Source organism: Pseudomonas zeae, assembly GCF_014268485.2.
Classification (GTDB): Bacteria; Pseudomonadota; Gammaproteobacteria; order Pseudomonadales; family Pseudomonadaceae; genus Aquipseudomonas; species Aquipseudomonas neuropathica.
Genome location: NZ_CP077090.1, coordinates 4659960 through 4676670, shown reverse-complemented (window position 1 = coordinate 4676670; position 16711 = coordinate 4659960). Strand labels below are relative to the sequence as shown.

17 protein-coding genes are annotated in these 16711 nt (G+C 58.6%); 10 read left to right on the top strand and 7 right to left on the bottom strand.

Annotation, left to right across the window (positions count from 1 at the left end; translation table 11 throughout):
- Positions 1-52: 52 nt before the first annotated feature.
- From HU754_RS20535 to HU754_RS20525, 3 genes are all read left to right on the top strand, one after another.
- Positions 53-1303: a lipoprotein-releasing ABC transporter permease subunit gene (locus HU754_RS20535; RefSeq protein WP_034156426.1), complete on the top strand. Its 1251-nt coding sequence runs from the start codon at positions 53-55 to the stop codon at positions 1301-1303.
- Positions 1296-1994 (top strand): lipoprotein-releasing ABC transporter ATP-binding protein LolD, encoded by a 699-nt coding sequence (gene lolD / locus HU754_RS20530; protein WP_007910506.1) that lies wholly within the window; start codon positions 1296-1298, stop codon positions 1992-1994. Before HU754_RS20535 ends, lolD begins: the two co-directional genes overlap by 8 nt.
- A gap of 63 nt (positions 1995-2057) precedes the next feature.
- The gene (locus tag HU754_RS20525) at positions 2058-3302 is read left to right on the top strand and encodes a lipoprotein-releasing ABC transporter permease subunit (RefSeq protein WP_186624459.1); all 1245 of its coding nucleotides are present in this window, start codon (positions 2058-2060) and stop codon (positions 3300-3302) included.
- A gap of 108 nt (positions 3303-3410) precedes the next feature.
- Here the strand turns inward: HU754_RS20525 and HU754_RS20520 are convergent, their stop codons facing one another.
- Entirely contained in the window at positions 3411-4760 is a 1350-nt protein-coding gene (locus HU754_RS20520) for a heavy metal sensor histidine kinase (RefSeq protein WP_186624458.1), read from the bottom strand.
- Positions 4760-5440, bottom strand: a complete 681-nt coding sequence (locus tag HU754_RS20515; protein WP_116256588.1) for a heavy metal response regulator transcription factor — start codon at positions 5438-5440, stop codon at positions 4760-4762. Before HU754_RS20515 ends, HU754_RS20520 begins: the two co-directional genes overlap by 1 nt.
- A gap of 154 nt (positions 5441-5594) precedes the next feature.
- Here HU754_RS20515 and copI point away from each other — a divergent pair, with 154 nt between their 5' ends.
- Together copI and queF are read left to right on the top strand one after the other, a co-directional pair.
- Positions 5595-6128, top strand: a complete 534-nt coding sequence (copI, locus tag HU754_RS20510; RefSeq protein ID WP_186624457.1) for a copper-resistant cuproprotein CopI — start codon at positions 5595-5597, stop codon at positions 6126-6128.
- A 61-nt stretch (positions 6129-6189) separates the two neighbouring features.
- On the top strand, positions 6190-7020 hold the full coding sequence (queF, locus tag HU754_RS20505; protein WP_186624456.1) for an NADPH-dependent 7-cyano-7-deazaguanine reductase QueF: 831 nt from the start codon (positions 6190-6192) through the stop codon (positions 7018-7020).
- 189 nt (positions 7021-7209) lie between these two features.
- Here queF and HU754_RS20500 read toward each other — a convergent pair whose 3' ends face one another.
- Both HU754_RS20500 and pcrP read right to left on the bottom strand, forming a co-directional pair.
- Positions 7210-7473, bottom strand: coding sequence for a DUF4404 family protein (locus HU754_RS20500; protein WP_186624455.1), 264 nt, complete (start codon positions 7471-7473; stop codon positions 7210-7212).
- A gap of 108 nt (positions 7474-7581) precedes the next feature.
- Positions 7582-8202 carry an HAD superfamily inactivated hydrolase PcrP gene (gene pcrP, locus HU754_RS20495; protein ID WP_186624454.1) on the bottom strand — a complete coding sequence of 207 codons (621 nt, stop codon included), beginning with the start codon at positions 8200-8202 and terminating at the stop codon, positions 7582-7584.
- A 197-nt stretch (positions 8203-8399) separates the two neighbouring features.
- On the opposite strand from pcrP, the gene HU754_RS20490 reads away from it, so the two are divergent.
- Entirely contained in the window at positions 8400-9089 is a 690-nt protein-coding gene (locus HU754_RS20490; protein WP_093433716.1) for an MlaA family lipoprotein, read from the top strand.
- 52 nt (positions 9090-9141) lie between these two features.
- Here the strand turns inward: HU754_RS20490 and HU754_RS20485 are convergent, their stop codons facing one another.
- Positions 9142-9441 (bottom strand): PilZ domain-containing protein, encoded by a 300-nt coding sequence (locus HU754_RS20485; RefSeq protein WP_186624453.1) that lies wholly within the window; start codon positions 9439-9441, stop codon positions 9142-9144.
- 275 nt (positions 9442-9716) lie between these two features.
- Between HU754_RS20485 and rssB the strand changes: the two genes are divergently transcribed.
- Together rssB and rssC are read left to right on the top strand one after the other, a co-directional pair.
- Positions 9717-10898: a two-component system response regulator RssB gene (rssB, locus tag HU754_RS20480; RefSeq protein WP_016986724.1), complete on the top strand. Its 1182-nt coding sequence runs from the start codon at positions 9717-9719 to the stop codon at positions 10896-10898.
- Positions 10898-11380: an anti-sigma factor antagonist RssC gene (gene rssC / locus HU754_RS20475; protein ID WP_003226553.1), complete on the top strand. Its 483-nt coding sequence runs from the start codon at positions 10898-10900 to the stop codon at positions 11378-11380. Before rssB ends, rssC begins: the two co-directional genes overlap by 1 nt.
- 215 nt (positions 11381-11595) lie before the next feature.
- Here rssC and tal read toward each other — a convergent pair whose 3' ends face one another.
- The gene (tal, locus tag HU754_RS20470; protein ID WP_102902254.1) at positions 11596-12522 is read right to left on the bottom strand and encodes a transaldolase; all 927 of its coding nucleotides are present in this window, start codon (positions 12520-12522) and stop codon (positions 11596-11598) included.
- 202 nt (positions 12523-12724) lie between these two features.
- Positions 12725-13681: a cellulase family glycosylhydrolase gene (locus HU754_RS20465; RefSeq protein WP_186624452.1), complete on the bottom strand. Its 957-nt coding sequence runs from the start codon at positions 13679-13681 to the stop codon at positions 12725-12727.
- A 294-nt stretch (positions 13682-13975) separates the two neighbouring features.
- Here HU754_RS20465 and HU754_RS20460 point away from each other — a divergent pair, with 294 nt between their 5' ends.
- Both HU754_RS20460 and HU754_RS20455 read left to right on the top strand, forming a co-directional pair.
- Positions 13976-14416 carry a low molecular weight protein-tyrosine-phosphatase gene (locus HU754_RS20460; RefSeq protein WP_186624451.1) on the top strand — a complete coding sequence of 147 codons (441 nt, stop codon included), beginning with the start codon at positions 13976-13978 and terminating at the stop codon, positions 14414-14416.
- A gap of 39 nt (positions 14417-14455) precedes the next feature.
- Positions 14456-16684, top strand: a complete 2229-nt coding sequence (locus tag HU754_RS20455; protein ID WP_186624450.1) for a polysaccharide biosynthesis tyrosine autokinase — start codon at positions 14456-14458, stop codon at positions 16682-16684.
- The last annotated feature ends 27 nt before the right edge of the window (positions 16685-16711 follow it).

Sequence of the window (16711 nt, the reverse complement as noted above, 5' to 3'; positions counted from 1 at the left end):
TTATCGACCCCCGCCACAAGGACGTTCCTTTTCCCTCCGAACAAGCCCCGACATGTTCAGACCTCTCTTCGTATTTATCGGCACGCGTTATACCCGTGCAAAGCGTCGCAATCATTTTGTGTCATTCATTTCCCTGACTTCGATGATCGGGCTCGCCCTTGGCGTGGTCGTGATGATCGTCGTGTTGTCGGTGATGAACGGCTTCGATCATGAGATGCGCACCCGCGTGCTGGGCATGGTGCCCCACGCGACCATTGAATCCACCGAGCCGATCAACGATTGGCAAAGCCTGGCGACTCAGGTCAAACAGAACCCGCAGGTGACGGCGGTAGCGCCGTTTACGCAGATGCAGGGCCTGCTGACCAATAACGGTCAGGTGTCCAAGGTGTTGCTCAACGCCATCGACCCTGCGCTCGAGCGCAATGTGTCGATCATCGACAACTTCATGAAACAGGGCAAACTCGACGATCTGACGCCGGGCAGTTTCGGCATCGTCATCGGCGACAAGGCTGCGACCAAGCTCGGCGTCGGCATCGGTGACAAGGTCACCTTTGTCGCGCCGGAGGTCAGCGTGACCCCGGCCGGGATGTTCCCGCGCATGAAGCGCTTCACCGTGGTCGGCATTTTCCATGTCGGCGCTGGCGAACTCGATGGCTATCTGGGCGTGACCAACCTGCAGGATCTGGCGAAGATGCACCGCTGGAAGCCTGATCAGGTGCAGGGCATTCGCCTGAAGTTCGACGACCTGTTCCAGGCACCGCGTGTGGCGTGGAACATCGCCCAGCAGCTTGGCGAAGACCATTACTACGCCCGTGACTGGACCCGCACCCACGGCAATCTGTATCAGGCGATCCGTATGGAAAAAGCCATGATCGGCCTGCTGTTGTTGCTGATCGTCGCCGTCGCTGCGTTCAACATCATTTCCACGCTGGTGATGGTGGTCAACGACAAGAAGGGCGACATCGCCATTCTGCGTACGTTGGGCGCGACGCCGGGCACGATCATGCGCACGTTCATGGTGCAAGGCACGGTGATCGGTGTGGTCGGCACGGCGATTGGCGCGGTGGTGGGTATTTTCGCGGCGCTTAATGTCAGCGCGGCGATCTCGGCACTGGAAGGCCTGATCGGCCACAAATTCCTTAATGCTGACGTGTATTTCATTGATTATCTTCCGTCGCAGGTGCAGAGCCAGGATGTGGTCATGGTCTGCGCCGCTGCGTTGGTCCTGAGTTTCCTCGCCACCCTGTATCCAGCCTGGCGTGCCGCGCGCACCCAGCCGGCGGAGGCGCTACGTTATGAGTGAGTCGGGCATGAGTGAACAAGCAATCCTGAGCTGCCGCAACTTGGGCAAATCTTACGAGGAAGGCCCGGAATCGGTAGAAGTACTGGCCGGCCTGCAACTGGAGTTACACCCGGGCGAGCGCGTCGCGATCGTCGGCACCTCGGGTTCGGGCAAAAGTACCTTGCTCAACCTGCTCGGCGGCCTCGATACGCCGACCAAGGGCAGCGTCTGGCTCGACGGTGAAGAACTGTCGGCGCTGAGCGAGAAGAAGCGTGGCCTGCTGCGTAACCGTGCGCTCGGTTTCGTTTACCAGTTCCACCACTTGCTGCCGGAATTCACCGCACTGGAAAACGTCTGCATGCCGCTGCTGATCGGCAAGACGCCGATCCCGGAAGCGCGTCAGCGCGCCACGGCGTTGCTGGAGCGTGTCGGCCTCGGTCATCGCCTGGAGCACAAACCGGCGGAACTGTCCGGCGGTGAACGTCAGCGTGTGGCCATCGCCCGCGCCCTGGTGAACAAGCCGGGCCTGGTGATGCTCGACGAGCCAACCGGCAACCTCGACTCCCACACCGCCCAAGGCATTCAGGATTTGATGCTGGAACTCAGCACCTCCATGCGCACGGCGTTCCTGGTGGTGACTCACGACATGAACCTGGCCCGCCAGATGGATCGCGTACTGCACCTGCAAGAAGGTTGCCTCACGCCTATCTGACTGGCTGAAACCCGACGTCTGTAAAGGCGTCGGGTCTTTTATTTTTATACGGTGCCCCAGCGAATGTTCAGACCGTTATCGATCTTTATCGGCACGCGCTATACCCGCGCCAAGCGCCGCAATCGCTTTGTTTCGTTCATTTCGATGACCTCGATGATCGGCCTCGCCCTCGGCGTGCTGGCGATGATCGTGGTGTTGTCGGTGATGAATGGCTTCCAGCGCGAAATGAGCTCGCGCATCCTCGGCATGGTGCCCCACGCGACCATCGTTGGCGTCAAGCCGATCGATGACTGGCAGCCGGTGGCCGCCGCCGCGATGAAAAATCCTGAAGTGACTGCCGCCGTGCCGTTCACTGAGATGGAAGGCATGCTCTCCTACAAGGGCTTGATGCAGCCGATCCAGATCAGCGGCGTCGATCCGGAGCAGGAAGGCAAGGTCTCTATCGTTGCCCAGCACATTGTGCAGGGCCGTCTGGATGCCTTGAAGCCCGGCGAGTTCGGCGTGGTGATTGGCGAAATCACCGCCCGCCGTTTCCGTCTCAATGTTGGCGACAAGATCACCCTGATCGTCCCGGAAGTCAGCACTGCGCCGGGTGGCATCACCCCGCGCATGCAGCGTTTGAACGTTGTTGGCGTGTTCAAGGTTGGCGCCGAACTGGATGGCTCGATGGGCCTGATCCATGTGGCTGACGCCGCGACCATGCAGCATTGGCAGCCGAATCAGGTGCAGAGCGTGCGTCTGGCGGTGAAAGACCTCTACGCCGCGCCGAAAGTCTCTTCGGACATCGCCGCCGGCTTGGGCGCCGAGTTCAAGGCTGATGACTGGACTCACACCCAGGGCAGCCTGTTCAGCGCGATGAAAATGGAAAAAACCATGATCGGCCTGCTGTTGCTGATGATCGTCGCGGTGGCGGCGTTCAACATCATCGCAACGCTGATCATGGTGGTGAACGACAAAGGCGCGGACATCGCTATTTTGCGTACCATCGGCGCCACGCCACGGCAGATCATGGCGATCTTCATGGTGCAAGGCACGGTGATCGGTATTGTCGGCACGATCATTGGCGGCGTGTTGGGCGTGATCGCCGCGCTGAATGTCAGTCAGATCGTGGGCTGGATCGAGCGAGTCAGCGGGCAGCATATCTTCAGTTCGGATGTGTATTTCGTCAGCAATTTGCCGTCGGAATTGCAGGGTGGGGACGTGCTGTTGATCTGCTCGGCGGGCTTTATTCTGAGCTTTCTGGCTACGGTGTATCCGGCTTGGCGGGCGGCGAAGATCGAGCCGGCTCACGCCCTGAGATATTCGTAAGCAGACAGGCCGCTTTCGCGAGCAGGCTCGCTCCCACAGGGGATTTGTGAACGACGCAGATCCAATGTGGGAGCGAGCTTGCTCGCGAAGGGGCCGGAACTGCTGGCCTCAATCTCCCTTGGGCAACTCAATCACAAACCGCGTCCATCCTGCTTCAGATTCGCAATGAATCTGCCCACCATGGGCGCGGACGATCGACTGAGTAATCGCCAGCCCCAATCCCGCATGCTCACTGCTGCCTTCCTGCCGCGCCGGATCGGCCCGATAAAACCGGTCGAACAAGCGTGGCAGCAGCTCCGCAGAAATCCCCTCGCCACTGTTTTCTATTGAAACGCGCACAGCGTTCGGTTGCTCAACGATCCGCAAGCTCACATAGCCCTCAGTCGGGGTAAACCGCAGTGCGTTATCCAGCAAATTCGACAGCGCCCGGCGTAACATGCTGCGATCACCTTCGATCCGCGCATTGCCCTCGCGCGTCAGCTTGACCCCGGCGTCCTCCGTCAGCGGCGCAAAAAACTCCAAAAGCACATCCGTTTCATCCGCCAGTTCCAGCGCTTCGCGCTTGGGCATCAGCAAGCCGTGGTCCGCTTTGGCCAGGTACAACATGTCGTTGACCAGTTGCGCCATCCATTGCAGCTCTTCGAGGTTACTGTGCAGCGCTTCGCGGTAATCCTCGATCGGCCGAGGGCGGGTGAGGGTGACTTGAGTGTGAGTCAGCAGGTTCGACAATGGCGTGCGCAGCTCATGAGCGATGTCGGCGGAAAACGCCGAGAGCCGCTGAAACGAATCGTCGAGGCGTGCGAGCATGGCGTTGAAGCTGTGGGCCATTTCCGCAAGCTCGGGCGGCATTTGCGCTTCCGGCAGTCGGGCATTCAGCGATTGGGCGGAAATCCCACGGGCGACCGCGCTCATGCGCCGCAACGGACGCAAGCCGCTGCGGGCCGCCCAGGCGCCGAGCAAGGCAGTGGCCAGCGCCGAGAGACCGACGGTCAGCCAGATCAGGTGCTGCATGCGTTGCAGGAAGTGTTGGTGATGGGTGATGTCCAGCAACAAGGACAATTGCGGTGAATCGGCTTTGTCCGGGTAGAGCGGGGCGTTGAGTACGCGATAGTCGCTGCCGTCGTTGCTAACTGTCGACAGGCCGGATTGTTGCGGTAAATCCTTGGGGATTTGCGTCGAACTGTCGTACCAGCGTTGGCCGTCGCCGCCAGTGATGCGCAGCGATAGATCAGCCTGGCGACTCAGCTCATCCGCCAGCCGTGCTTCACGTTGGCCGGGTTGAAGATCCTGCAAGGCGCGGCGCAGGCCGATCAGTTTGCCGTCCAGTTGTTGCTGGTCGAGTTCAATGAAGTGCGCTTCGCTGGCACGGTTGAACAACACCCCGGCGAACAGCGAAACCACTGCCGTGCAGGCGGCAAACAACAGGGCCAGGCGTGAACTCAGGGACAAACGACGCATCAGGCGCCACGCTCTTCGAGCACGTAACCCATGCCGCGCACGGTGTGGATCAGTTTGTTGGGGAATTCGTCATCGATTTTCAGACGCAAACGGCGGATCGCCACTTCGATGACATTGGTGTCGCTGTCGAAATTCATGTCCCAGACCTGTGAGGCGATCAGCGATTTCGGCAGCACCTCACCCTGACGACGCAGAAGCATTTCCAATAGCGCGAATTCCTTGGCGGTGAGATCAATGCGTTGGCCACTGCGTTCGACCCGACGGCGAATCAGGTCCAGACGCAGATCGGCCAATTGCAGGCTGGTTTCTTGCGGTGTAGCACTGCCGCGACGCAACAGGCTGCGCACCCGCGCCAGCAGTTCGGAGAAGGCGAACGGTTTGACCAGATAGTCGTCGGCGCCCAGTTCCAGGCCATGCACCCTGTCTTCCACGGCGTCTTTGGCCGTCAGAAAAAGTACCGGCGTATCCAGCCCGGCGCTGCGCACCGCTTGCAGAATCTGCCAGCCGTTGCGGCCCGGCAGCATCACGTCGAGGATCAGCAGCGCATAATCACCGCTCAGTGCCAGTTGCTGACCGCTGTTGCCATCGGCCACCAGCTCCGTATTGAACCCGGCCTCGGTCAGGCCCTGGCGCAGGTATTGGCCGGTTTTCGCTTGGTCTTCGACGATCAACAGTTTCATGGGCAACTCGGGTTGTAGTAACTAAGGCTTTATATCGTGAGCGCGTGCGGTAAGCGCCAACCTGACAAAGTTGTAATCTGCCTGTCAGGTAGATGCCAGCGCAGGCCGGCTAAAGTTTCCCACAGGCTGAACCTTATCTTGTTGGAGAACGACCATGTTTTTACGCCAATCCCTGACGTTGGCTGCCTGTCTGTTGGCGCTGAGTTCGCCAGTGTGGGCCGCGCCAGCTCACACCTACGATTTTGGCCAGCCAGCACCTGCCGCCAACGCCACGCGCAGCATTGAAGTGGTGTTGAACGACATGTCGTTCGACCCCAAGGCGATTCAGATCAAGGCCGGTGAGACCGTTCGATTTGTGCTGGTGAATAAAGGCCAGTTGTTGCACGAATTCAACCTCGGTGACGCAGCGATGCACGCCAAACACCAGCAGGAAATGTTGCAGATGCAGCAAAGCGGCATGCTTACGCCTACCGGTATGAAGGAAATGTCCCACGACATGGCTGGCATGGATCACGCAGCGATGGGCCACGGCATGAAGCACGATGACCCCAATAGCGTGTTGGTCGAGCCGGGCAAAACTGCCGAGCTGACTTGGACCTTCAGCAAGGCCACGAGCCTGGAATTCGCCTGCAATATTCCCGGGCATTATCAGGCGGGCATGGTCGGCAAACTGACGGTCAGTCAGTAAGCACTCAAAGGCGCGGGCAAAGACTGGTAGAATCCGCTGATTCTTCAGTCAGGTTTCCGCCATGCATCCCGCAGCCGAACATTCGCCGCTGGGCAAATCCAGCGAATACATCGCCACATACACGCCGTCCCTGCTGTTCCCGATTCCGCGCACCGCGAAATGGGCCGAACTGGGCCTGACCGCCGAAACCCTGCCGTATAAAGGTGTGGATTTCTGGAACTGCTTCGAGCTGTCGTGGCTGCTGCCGTCTGGCAAGCCGGTGGTGGCGATCGGCGAATTCAGTATTCCGGCGGATTCGCCGAATATCATCGAGTCGAAGTCGTTCAAGTTGTATTTGAACTCGCTGAACCAGACGGCGTTTGCCGACGTTGCGAGCCTGGAGGCGACGCTGGTCAAGGATTTGTCGGCCGCCGCCGGCAAACCGGTGGGCGTGCGGGTACGCAGCTTGAAGGACGTCGAAGCGGAAGGCGTCGTGGCGTTGCCGGGCGTGTGCATCGACGATGTGGATATCAGCGTCAGCAACTATGAGCATCCGCGCCCGGAACTGCTGCGTTGCGATGATTCGCGGATTGTGGAAGAGAGCGTGCACAGCCATCTGCTCAAATCCAATTGCCCGGTGACCAGCCAGCCAGACTGGGGCACGGTGGTGGTGGAATATCGTGGCTCGGCACTGGATCATGCGAGTCTGCTGGAATATATCGTCAGCTTCCGTCAGCATTCGGACTTCCATGAGCAGTGTGTGGAGCGGATTTTCCTCGATCTGCAGCGCTTGTTGAAACCCGAGAAATTAACGGTATTTGCACGTTACGTGCGTCGTGGTGGTCTGGATATCAATCCGTATCGCAGCACCGAAAGCGTACAGCTGCCGAACCACCGGCTCGTACGTCAATAAAGATCCGGAATGTGCGATATCCCATGAGGGAGCGAGCTTGCTCGCGAAAGCGGTGTGTCATTCAACGATGATGTCGACTGACACGACGCCTTCGCGAGCAGGCTCGCTCCCACAGGAGACGGTGTTTCAAGTTGTAGAAATGAAAAAGCCCTGCCAGTGATGGCAGGGCTTTTTGCGTTGCGGAGGGAATCAGATCCCCATGCTACCCAGCGCGTTGACGATGTTGCGCAGGGTGCCGGCAATCGCCGGGTGTTCGAGTTCGAAGCGATCAACCGCCAGATTCACGCCATCGGCGATGCTAGCGTCTTGCGTGGCAGTTTCAAGTTTGATTTCCGATTCAATCTGCTTCATCAGCGCATGCAAATCCTCACGCTCAACTTCCGACAGCGGCGGATTCTGCTCCAGCTGCTCGCGCAGGGTCTCGAGCTGTTTTTGCAGTTCTTGGGCGGGCATGGTGTTTTCCTTTTATCAATAGGCACTGGCATTGACCGCAGCCGCGCGCCAAAGGTCTATGGCTGACCTTTAGATTAATCCACTCCCGGCAAACCTGCATGATCCCGGTCAGGGCTTTTCGCCTTTGAGGCGGCGCAGGCGGATGTCCGCCAGGCAGGTGTCGAGTTCGCCCAGGTGATCGATTACCGAATGCACGCCCAGCCCGAATAACTGCACGGTGGCCTTGCCACGCAAGTGTTCGCGTTCTTTCTGGCTCAAGGCTTGCCATTCCTGAGGTGCCAGGCCGCAGAGCGAGCCGCAGGAGGCGAGGCCGATGGTCCACAGGCCGGCATTCAGTCCAGCTTCCAGCAGGCGCGGTTCGCCACTGACCAGCACGCAACCGTCCAGGCTGCCGACGTTCAGCGTCATCAATGCTTGCCAACAGGCGTTCGGGGCGGGCCATGGGTTGATTGTTGCCGAATGTTGCGCAGGTTTGATCCACGCTGGCAATGAGACCGACAACGCTTGCGCGAGGGGCGGGGGCAATTCATCCAGCCAGGCGCAGGGAATCTGCTGGCGCTGCAGGCTGTGCAGGCTGTCGAGTGCGCCGGGTGTGGGCTCGGCATGCTCGGGCAGGGCGATCGTCTGTTGCCGGGCGCGAGCACCGAAATCCACCAGACAACCGCTGAGTCCGAACAGTACGGCCGTCAGGCTGGGGGCGGCGACGGGCAAGGTTTCGGCGTGTGTCATGGCAACGTCCCTGAAATAACGATCAGGCTAGGGCGTCTCAGTGACAGTTGGATGACAGCGGTGTGAAGGCGACGCGCGAAGCGTCCTACAGACTGCTTCATTGCGCAGACTGTCCAAACGGGCTTTTGCGCTTATACTAGCGACCTGAATACCCGGACCCAGAGGTCCGCGACAGTACCATTCCAAGGAGTTTTTCTATGCGCTGGAGCAATCCGCTCGCTCAGCTTTGTGTATGTGCCGGCCTGTTGCTGGCCCCGTTTGCCTCTCAGGCGGCAACGGAAGAAGACCCTTGGGAAAGCGTCAACCGTCCGATCTTCCAGTTCAACGACTTCGTTGACACCTACGCGCTGAAGCCATTGGCGCAGGGCTATGAGTTCGTTACACCGCAGTTTCTCGAAGACGGCATTCACAACATGTTCCGCAACGTCGGCGACGTCACCAACCTTGCCAACAACATCCTGCAGGCCAAACCGGCTGCCGCTGGCGTCGACACTGCACGTCTGATCTTCAACACCACGTTCGGTCTGCTCGGCTTCTTTGATGTCGGCACCAAAATGGGCCTGAACCGCAGCGATGAAGACTTTGGTCAGACCCTCGGTTACTGGGGCGTCGGCAGCGGTCCGTATGTAATGCTGCCATTGCTCGGCCCAAGCACCCTGCGTGATGCACCGTCGAAATACGTCGACAGCTACACCGGTATGTACCGCTACATCGACGACGTGCCAGCGCGTAATTCGATCTTCGGCCTGAACATCGTCGACACCCGCGCCAGCCTGCTGTCGAGCGAGAAGCTGATCAGCGGCGACAAGTACACCTTCATCCGCAACGCTTACTTGCAGAACCGCGAATTCAAAGTGAAGGATGGCCAGGTCGAAGACGATTTTTAATCTCGACCGGTAAAAAGAAAGGCGACCTCAGGGTCGCCTTTTTTGTGTGTAGCTATTTCATCTTCAGGATGGTCAGACCGAGTTTCTGGCCGCCGTCATCCTGTGCTCGAATCCAGACCACTTCGGTCTCGGCCTCAAGGCCAGTGAGTGCCGCGTGGTCGGAGTCGATGCGTACGCTCAAACGGTCGCCGACGGCGAACTGGCGCGGCGCTTCGACCTGCATGCCACTGCTGGAGAGGTCGATGCACACCCCTGAAACTTCATCCCCTTCATGAATCAACACGACATCGGCATCGACCCGCATGCGGATGAAATCGCGCTTTTCGCTGTAGTCCCGACTGGTTTGACTCATAGGTTCGTCCTTCCATTGGGTTACGGTTTGAGCTGTTCTTATAACTCTCGGTGATTTGACAAGTAAAGTCGTCAAGCGACCATCGGCGCATGCTTGAAACGCTCTGCGGATGGGAGTACCGTCTGCGCCTTAGAAGGGCACCTCTGGTGCAACCGCGTTTGCAGTCAATGCTCGAAAGCGGTGCAGCAGAGAGGCTAGAAAGCGAATCCAGTAGTCTGCGCAGGGCCAGATGCCCCGCCAACTACGCCAACCTAATTCTGGCGCCGTTTGCCCACATGCCAAAAACCAGTGCCACGCTGCTGATAATCGATGATGACGAAGTAGTGCGCGCGAGCCTCGCGGCCTATTTGGAAGACAGTGGTTTCAGCGTCCTGCAGGCCAGCAACGGCCAACAGGGTCTTCAGGTATTCGAGCAAGACACGCCCGACCTGGTCATCTGCGATCTGCGCATGCCGCAGATGGGCGGTCTCGAACTGATCCGTCAGGTCACCGAGCGATCGCCGCAAACGCCGGTGATCGTGGTGTCGGGTGCCGGCGTGATGAACGACGCGGTCGAGGCCCTGCGCCTGGGCGCGGCGGATTACCTGATCAAGCCTCTCGAAGATCTGGCTGTGCTCGAGCACTCTGTGCGCCGGGCCCTCGATCGTGCGCGCCTGCTGCTGGAAAACCAGCGCTATCGCGAGAAGCTGGAAAAGGCCAACCGTGAGCTTGAAGCCAGTCTGAACTTGCTCCAGGAAGACCAGAACGCCGGTCGCCAGGTGCAGATGAACATGCTGCCGGAAAGCCCGTGGAGCATCGACGAGTTCAAGTTCGCGCACCAGATCATCCCGTCGTTGTACCTGTCGGGTGATTTTGTCGACTATTTCCGTGTCGACGAGCGCCGGGTCGCGTTTTACCTGGCCGATGTATCCGGGCATGGCGCTTCTTCAGCCTTCGTCACCGTGCTGCTGAAGTTCATGACCACGCGCTTGCTGTTCGAATCCAAGCGCAACGGCACATTGCCGGAATTCAAACCTTCTGAAGTCCTTGGTCATATCAACCGGGGGCTGATCAGTTGTAAGCTGGGTAAACACGTCACAATGGTCGGTGGAGTCATCGACGAGGAGACCGGTTTGTTGACCTATAGCATCGGCGGCCATCTGCCGTTGCCTGTGTTGTACACGCCTGACAGTGTTCGTTATCTCGAAGGGCGTGGTCTGCCGGTGGGCCTCTTCAATGAAGCCACCTACGAAGACCACGTGCTTGAGCTGCCGCCGACATTCAGCCTGACGCTGATGTCCGATGGCATTCTGGATCTTTTGCCAGAACCTACGCTCAAAGAAAAAGAAGCCGCTTTGCCTCAACGGGTGAAGTCGGCGGGCGGCAGCCTGGATGGTCTGCGGCAAGTGTTTGGATTGGCCACGCTAGGGGAGATGCCGGATGATATCGCCCTGTTGGTGTTGAGCAGGAATCTTTAATGAGTACCGGTAGAATCCAGTTCGCCGAGCAGGACGGCACCTTCGTCCTGAAGTTCGTCGGTGAAGTTCGCCTGACCCTGTGTTCGGCGTTGGATGCGACTATTGAGAAAATCTTCACCGCGCTGAATTTCAACGCGATCGTGATCGATTTGACCGAAACCCGCAGCATCGACAGCACGACGTTGGGCCTGTTGGCCAAACTGTCGATCCTGTCGCGGCAGAAGGTCGGCCTGCTGCCGACCGTCGTCACCACCCACGAAGACATCACCCGTCTGCTGCAATCGATGGGTTTCGAGCAGGTGTTCAACATCGTCAACCACCCGGTGCCATGCCCGGAGTGCCTGGACGACCTGCCTGATCAGGACCAGTCGGAAGAAGTGGTGCGGATCAAGGTGCTCGAAGCGCACAAGATCCTCATGGGCCTGAACGATTCCAACCGGGAAGCGTTCCATGACCTGGTGAATGCCCTCGAAAGACACTGAGGGCCTGAAATGTGGGTAGGGCCTGCTGGCCCTATCGCGAGCAGGCTCACTCCTACAGGATTCTTCATTCGACACACAATCGCGATCAGACCACAGATCCCTTGTAGGAGTGAGCCTGCTCGCGATAGCTCTCGCAAGAACACTGGAATTATCCAGCACCCACAAAAAAGGGCGAATCCACCAGGATTCGCCCTTTTTCATTTCACCCACTCAAATCACAGCTTGGCCTGCAACAGCGCCTCAAGCTTCTCCTGGTCGCGAGCAAACTGACGGATGCCCTCAGCCAGTTTCTCGGTAGCCATCGCGTCTTCGTTGGACAACCAGCGGAACTGCGCTTCATTGAGGCTCAGACGGGCTTCACCGGCGTTGCCCGGTGCCAGTTTGCGCTCCAGCTTGCCGGTATCGGCCGCCAGCTTGTCGATCAGGTCCGGGCTGATGGTCAGGCGGTCGCAGCCGGCCAGTTGCTCGATCTGATTGAGGTTGCGGAAGCTCGCGCCCATGACCACGGTCTTGTAGTCATTGGACTTGTAGTAGTTGTAGATGCGGGTGACCGACTGCACGCCCGGATCATCAGCGCCGGTGTAGTCGTTGCCGTTGGCCTTCTTGTACCAGTCGTAGATGCGGCCCACGAATGGCGAAATCAGGAACACGCCAGCGTCGGCGCAAGCGGCGGCCTGGGCGAAGGAGAACAGCAGGGTCAGGTTGGTCTGGATGCCTTCCTTCTCCAGCACTTCGGCGGCGCGGATGCCTTCCCAGGTCGAGGCGATCTTGATCAGTACGCGATCACGGCCAATGCCGGCCTTGTCGTACAGCTCGATCAAGCGATGTGCGCGCTTCAGCACGGCATCTTTGTCGAACGACAGACGCGCATCCACTTCAGTGGAGATACGGCCCGGGATCACTTTGAGAATTTCCTGGCCGACCGCGACGCCGAAACGGTCGCTGGCCAGGCCGACATCGCCCTTGCAGTCGCTGACGCAAGCATTCAGCAGCTCGGCGTACGCCGGAATGGCCGCCGCTTTGAGCAGCAGGGAAGGGTTGGTGGTGGCGTCGACCGGTTTGACCCGGGAGATCGCTTCGAAGTCGCCGGTGTCGGCAACTACGGTGGTGAACTGTTTGAGTTGTTCCAGCTTGGAAGTCATGGGCGTGCTCTGTCCTATGGGTCTGATGACATTACCCGAGCGCTGACGGCCACTCAAGGGTAGGTGCGTGTATCGATGGCCCCTGCAGCAACAACCTGAAAACGATTGTTTGAAAGGCGGGGCGCGGTATCGATGAATACGATGCCAAAACAGCCAACAGGTTCAAAGCAACCGACCTGCGTACAGGCCGGTTGTGCATGCGCTACTGGGCGTTCAACAGGGCTTCGACGGACATACGCGCCGGTTTCGGCTGCCCGTCAGAGGTCAGCAGGCCGAAGTTCTTCTCGCGGTCGTTACTGCCCGAATCACTGTTCTTCCATTCATAAATGGACGTCAGCGGAATATTGAGCTTTTTAACATCGCCGATAAACGTGTTGATCTTGCTCGCTTGTCCTTCAGGCCCACCATTGGAGGCGAGCGCCGAGATGCCCCATTCACTGATGACTCCCGGCAGATGGAAGTTTTGCTGAATGAAGTTTTGCGCGTTGCTGATCTGCGTGGCGGTCATGCCGTAGGGGTGGTAGGACACGGCGCTCAGGCATTTGGGGTATTCGCTGACGATGCGGTTCAGCGCCACGGTTGCAGCCGAGCCTGCGCTAGGCGGGCGGGCGAAGCCGTAACCGATCACGGGTGTCGATGGAGGCTGCTCCTGCAGCGCCTTGCACACGCCGCTCATGAACGGCACAAACGTGGTGTCGAAATTGCGCGTCGGCCAGTAGGTTTCCAGGTCCGGCTCATTCCATAACTCGATCGCCACCAGTTGCGCGCTGTACGACTGTTGCAGCCCCGTCACGGCTTTGGCGAAGCCTTCACCGGCAGTGCTCAGCTCGGCGCTCGAGGTGGCGGGCAACGCCTTGATAGCGCGGACCGTCAGCAACACCGGCAGGCCCGCAGACTGGGCTGCGGCGAAGGCATCGCTGACCTGTTTCTGATAAGCCTTGGCTGTCAGGCTGTCGCTCCACACACCGAAGCGGACAAAACCGAAGCCTGCCGATTTGATCTGCGCGGCGTCGGCGGCCGTGAAGTTCTGGATCTTCACCTGCACGCCGATGTTCTTGGCTGGAAGGTTGGGAAACAGCTCGCTGGCGTGAACCTGAGTCGTAGCCCCTGCCACCAACAATGCCAACGCGCCGAGTTTTTTGAGATGTGTTGTTTTCATGTCTGCTCTCCCGAAGAGAAGTGACAACTGCGAATAAATGATCTCGTTTCTCAATTTTCGAGTGAGGTGATGGCACTTAGTGCGCGAATGTTATTTTTTGTCGGAAAACAATCACTCGAAAATCACAGTTATTTTTAGTCCGTTAATAGTGGTTGGGGGGCTTTTAAACGCTGTGGTACTTAATGCCTCGGTACTAACAGGGCGAATCTATTTCTGAGTGCAGGAAGATCTTGAGGGTTCATTCAAATGCGCTCGGGATGTTGGCCGTTTGACATTACACAGGAAAGTAAAACCTTGTTCAGAAAGATCCTTGTCGTTTGCGTGGGCAATATATGCCGTAGTCCGACGGCAGAACTGATGCTGCGTAGCGCGCTCGCCCCCTCGGCGATCACCGTTTCCTCCGCAGGCCTGTCGGCGCGGGTGGGCGAGGGTGTAGAAGCGTCCGCCCGGCAAGTGCTCGAAGACCATGGCCATAACACCGAAGGCTTCATGGCACGGCAACTGACCGCAGACATCGTCAATGAATCAGACCTGATTCTGGTCATGGAAAAACAGCATGTTAATCAAGTACTGAAGATTGCCTCTCACGCCAGAGGCAAAGTGTTTCTGCTCGGCAAGTGGCAGAGCGAGCGCGAAATACAGGACCCGTATCGTCAAGGCAAGGCCGCTTTTATTCATGCCCATGCATTGATTGAAGATGCTGTTAGTTCATGGGCGCAGCGCCTCGGGCATTGATGAATATTCTTCAGATCAGTGAATGGTAAGAACAGACTTATGCAGTTACCGTCAGTAATCGGCACCCGTGACAACGATCAAGACAGTATTGATCTGCTCGGCATATTTGGCAGCCTGATCGATCAGAAATGGTTGATCGGCGCACTGACCGGGGCCTTTATGGTGACGGGCGTGGCCTATGCGGTTTTGGCCACGCCCGTATACCTGGCCAATGCGCTGGTGCAGGTCGAGCCGAAGAAGAACGACATGCTCGGGTTTTCCGACCTCAACAGCATGCTCGGTGGGCAATCGCCGTCGGTGACCGAAATCGGCATCATCAAATCCCGCGCGGTGATCGGCAAAACCGTCGACGACCTGCGGCTGGACATTGATGTCACCCCCAACACCTTCCCGATGATTGGCGGCTTCCTCGCCCGGCGTTATCGAGGCGAGACTGAAACCAGTGTCGCGGCGCCGCGTTTCGGTCTGAACAGTTATGCCTGGGGCGGTGAGCGTCTGGAGTTCGCCCGGCTCAATCTGCCCAAAGAACTGTTGGGCAAGAAACTCACCCTGATCGCCGGTGAACAGAAGCACTTCCAGTTACTCGATGACAACGACAACCTGCTGGTGGAAGGCGTCGCCAGCGAAGCGTTCGCGCAGGACGGCGTAGAAGGGCAGATCACTCAGTTGTTGGCCAATCCCGGTACGCGTTTCGAAGTGGTGCGTTACCCACGGATCGTGACCATTCAGGGCTATCAGGACGCACTGGATATCTCCGAGCAGGGCAAGGAATCGGGAATTATCAAACTGGCGCTGGCCAGCAGCGACGCCGCTGAAGCGGTGAAAATTCTCAACAAGATCGCCGCGCTGTACGTCGATCAGAACGTGCGTCGCACCTCGGCGGAAGCAGCGCAGAGTCTGGCTTTCCTGCAAAGCCAGTTGCCGCAGGTCAAGCGTGATCTGGCCAAGGCCAGCGATGCGTTGAACGCCTATCAGACCCACGGCAAGACCGTGAACATCTCGCTGGAAACCCAGTCGGTGCTCGGTCAGTCGGTAGCGCTGGAAACGCGGATCTCCGAGCTGAAAATGCAGCAGGCGGAGATGGATCGCAAGTTCACCAAACAGCACCCGGCCTATCGCGCGTTGATGAGCCAGATTGGTGAGTTAACCCAGCAACAGAAGTCGCTGGAAGGCAAGGTTGGCGATCTGCCTGCCACGCAACAAGAGCTGCTCAACCTGACCCGCGATGTCGAAGTGGCCTCGCAGATCTACACGCAGTTGCTGAACAAATCCCAGGAGCTGGACATCGTCCGCGCCGGTGCCGTGGGTAACGTGCGTCTGGTCGACGCAGCGGATGTCGACCTGACCAGTCCGGTCAAACCGAAAAAAGCCCTGATCGTGCTGATCGCCACCTTCCTCGGCGCTTTTGTCGGCGTGGCGCTGGTGCTGCTGCGCAAATCCCTGAGTCGTGGTCTGGAAGGCCCGGAAGCCATCGAGCAACTCGGTTTGCCGGTGTACGCGTCGATTCCGTACAGCGCCTTGCAGGATGAAGAAGACAACAAAAAAGGCCGCGCCCGCGACGGTGTCGACAAACCGGCGTACCTGCTGGCCTTGCGCAATCCGACGGATCTGTCGATTGAATCGATCCGCAGCCTGCGCACCTGCCTGCACTTCGCCGGGCTCGATTCGACCAACAACCGCATCATGATTTCCGGGCCGAGCCCACAGGTCGGCAAGACCTTCGTCTCGTCCAACCTCGCCGCGGTCATGGCTTTGAGCGGGCAGCGCGTGGTGCTGATCGATGCCGACATGCGCAAAGGTCACCTGCACAAAACCCTCAACACACCGATCACCAACGGCTTGTCCGATCTGCTGGTCAAGCGCTGCAGCATCGATCAGGCAATCAACAAGGTCGAAATCGACAACCTGCACTTCATCAGCCGTGGCCAGGTACCGCCGAATCCTTCCGAGCTGTTGATGCACGCCAACTTCCGCGAGCTGCTGGCGGAACTGAGCGAGCGCTACGACCTGGTGATCATCGATACGCCGCCGCTGCTGGCGGTGACCGATGCGGCCATCGTTGGCCGTGAAGCCGGGATCAGCCTGATCGTCACGCGTTTCGGGGTGAATCCGGCCAAAGAGATCGAACTGACCATTCGCCGCTTCGCGCAAAACGGCATCGAGCTCAAAGGCGCGGTGTTCAACGGCGTCGAGAAGCGCGCCGCCAGCTACTACGGCAATGGCGGTTACGGCTATTACAACTACGAATACGCGTCCGACAAATCCTGACTGTCAGCGACTGTTTTTTCCTCTTTG

Coding starts and splice junctions, on each gene's coding strand:
- HU754_RS20535 (WP_034156426.1), top strand. CDS start 53: ATGTTCAGACCTCTCTTCGTATTTATCGGCACGCGTTATACCCGTGCA.
- lolD (WP_007910506.1), top strand. CDS start 1,296: ATGAGTGAGTCGGGCATGAGTGAACAAGCAATCCTGAGCTGCCGCAAC.
- HU754_RS20525 (WP_186624459.1), top strand. CDS start 2,058: ATGTTCAGACCGTTATCGATCTTTATCGGCACGCGCTATACCCGCGCC.
- HU754_RS20520 (WP_186624458.1), bottom strand. CDS start 4,760: ATGCGTCGTTTGTCCCTGAGTTCACGCCTGGCCCTGTTGTTTGCCGCC.
- HU754_RS20515 (WP_116256588.1), bottom strand. CDS start 5,440: ATGAAACTGTTGATCGTCGAAGACCAAGCGAAAACCGGCCAATACCTG.
- copI (WP_186624457.1), top strand. CDS start 5,595: ATGTTTTTACGCCAATCCCTGACGTTGGCTGCCTGTCTGTTGGCGCTG.
- queF (WP_186624456.1), top strand. CDS start 6,190: ATGCATCCCGCAGCCGAACATTCGCCGCTGGGCAAATCCAGCGAATAC.
- HU754_RS20500 (WP_186624455.1), bottom strand. CDS start 7,473: ATGCCCGCCCAAGAACTGCAAAAACAGCTCGAGACCCTGCGCGAGCAG.
- pcrP (WP_186624454.1), bottom strand. CDS start 8,202: ATGACACACGCCGAAACCTTGCCCGTCGCCGCCCCCAGCCTGACGGCC.
- HU754_RS20490 (WP_093433716.1), top strand. CDS start 8,400: ATGCGCTGGAGCAATCCGCTCGCTCAGCTTTGTGTATGTGCCGGCCTG.
- HU754_RS20485 (WP_186624453.1), bottom strand. CDS start 9,441: ATGAGTCAAACCAGTCGGGACTACAGCGAAAAGCGCGATTTCATCCGC.
- rssB (WP_016986724.1), top strand. CDS start 9,717: ATGCCAAAAACCAGTGCCACGCTGCTGATAATCGATGATGACGAAGTA.
- rssC (WP_003226553.1), top strand. CDS start 10,898: ATGAGTACCGGTAGAATCCAGTTCGCCGAGCAGGACGGCACCTTCGTC.
- tal (WP_102902254.1), bottom strand. CDS start 12,522: ATGACTTCCAAGCTGGAACAACTCAAACAGTTCACCACCGTAGTTGCC.
- HU754_RS20465 (WP_186624452.1), bottom strand. CDS start 13,681: ATGAAAACAACACATCTCAAAAAACTCGGCGCGTTGGCATTGTTGGTG.
- HU754_RS20455 (WP_186624450.1), top strand. CDS start 14,456: ATGCAGTTACCGTCAGTAATCGGCACCCGTGACAACGATCAAGACAGT.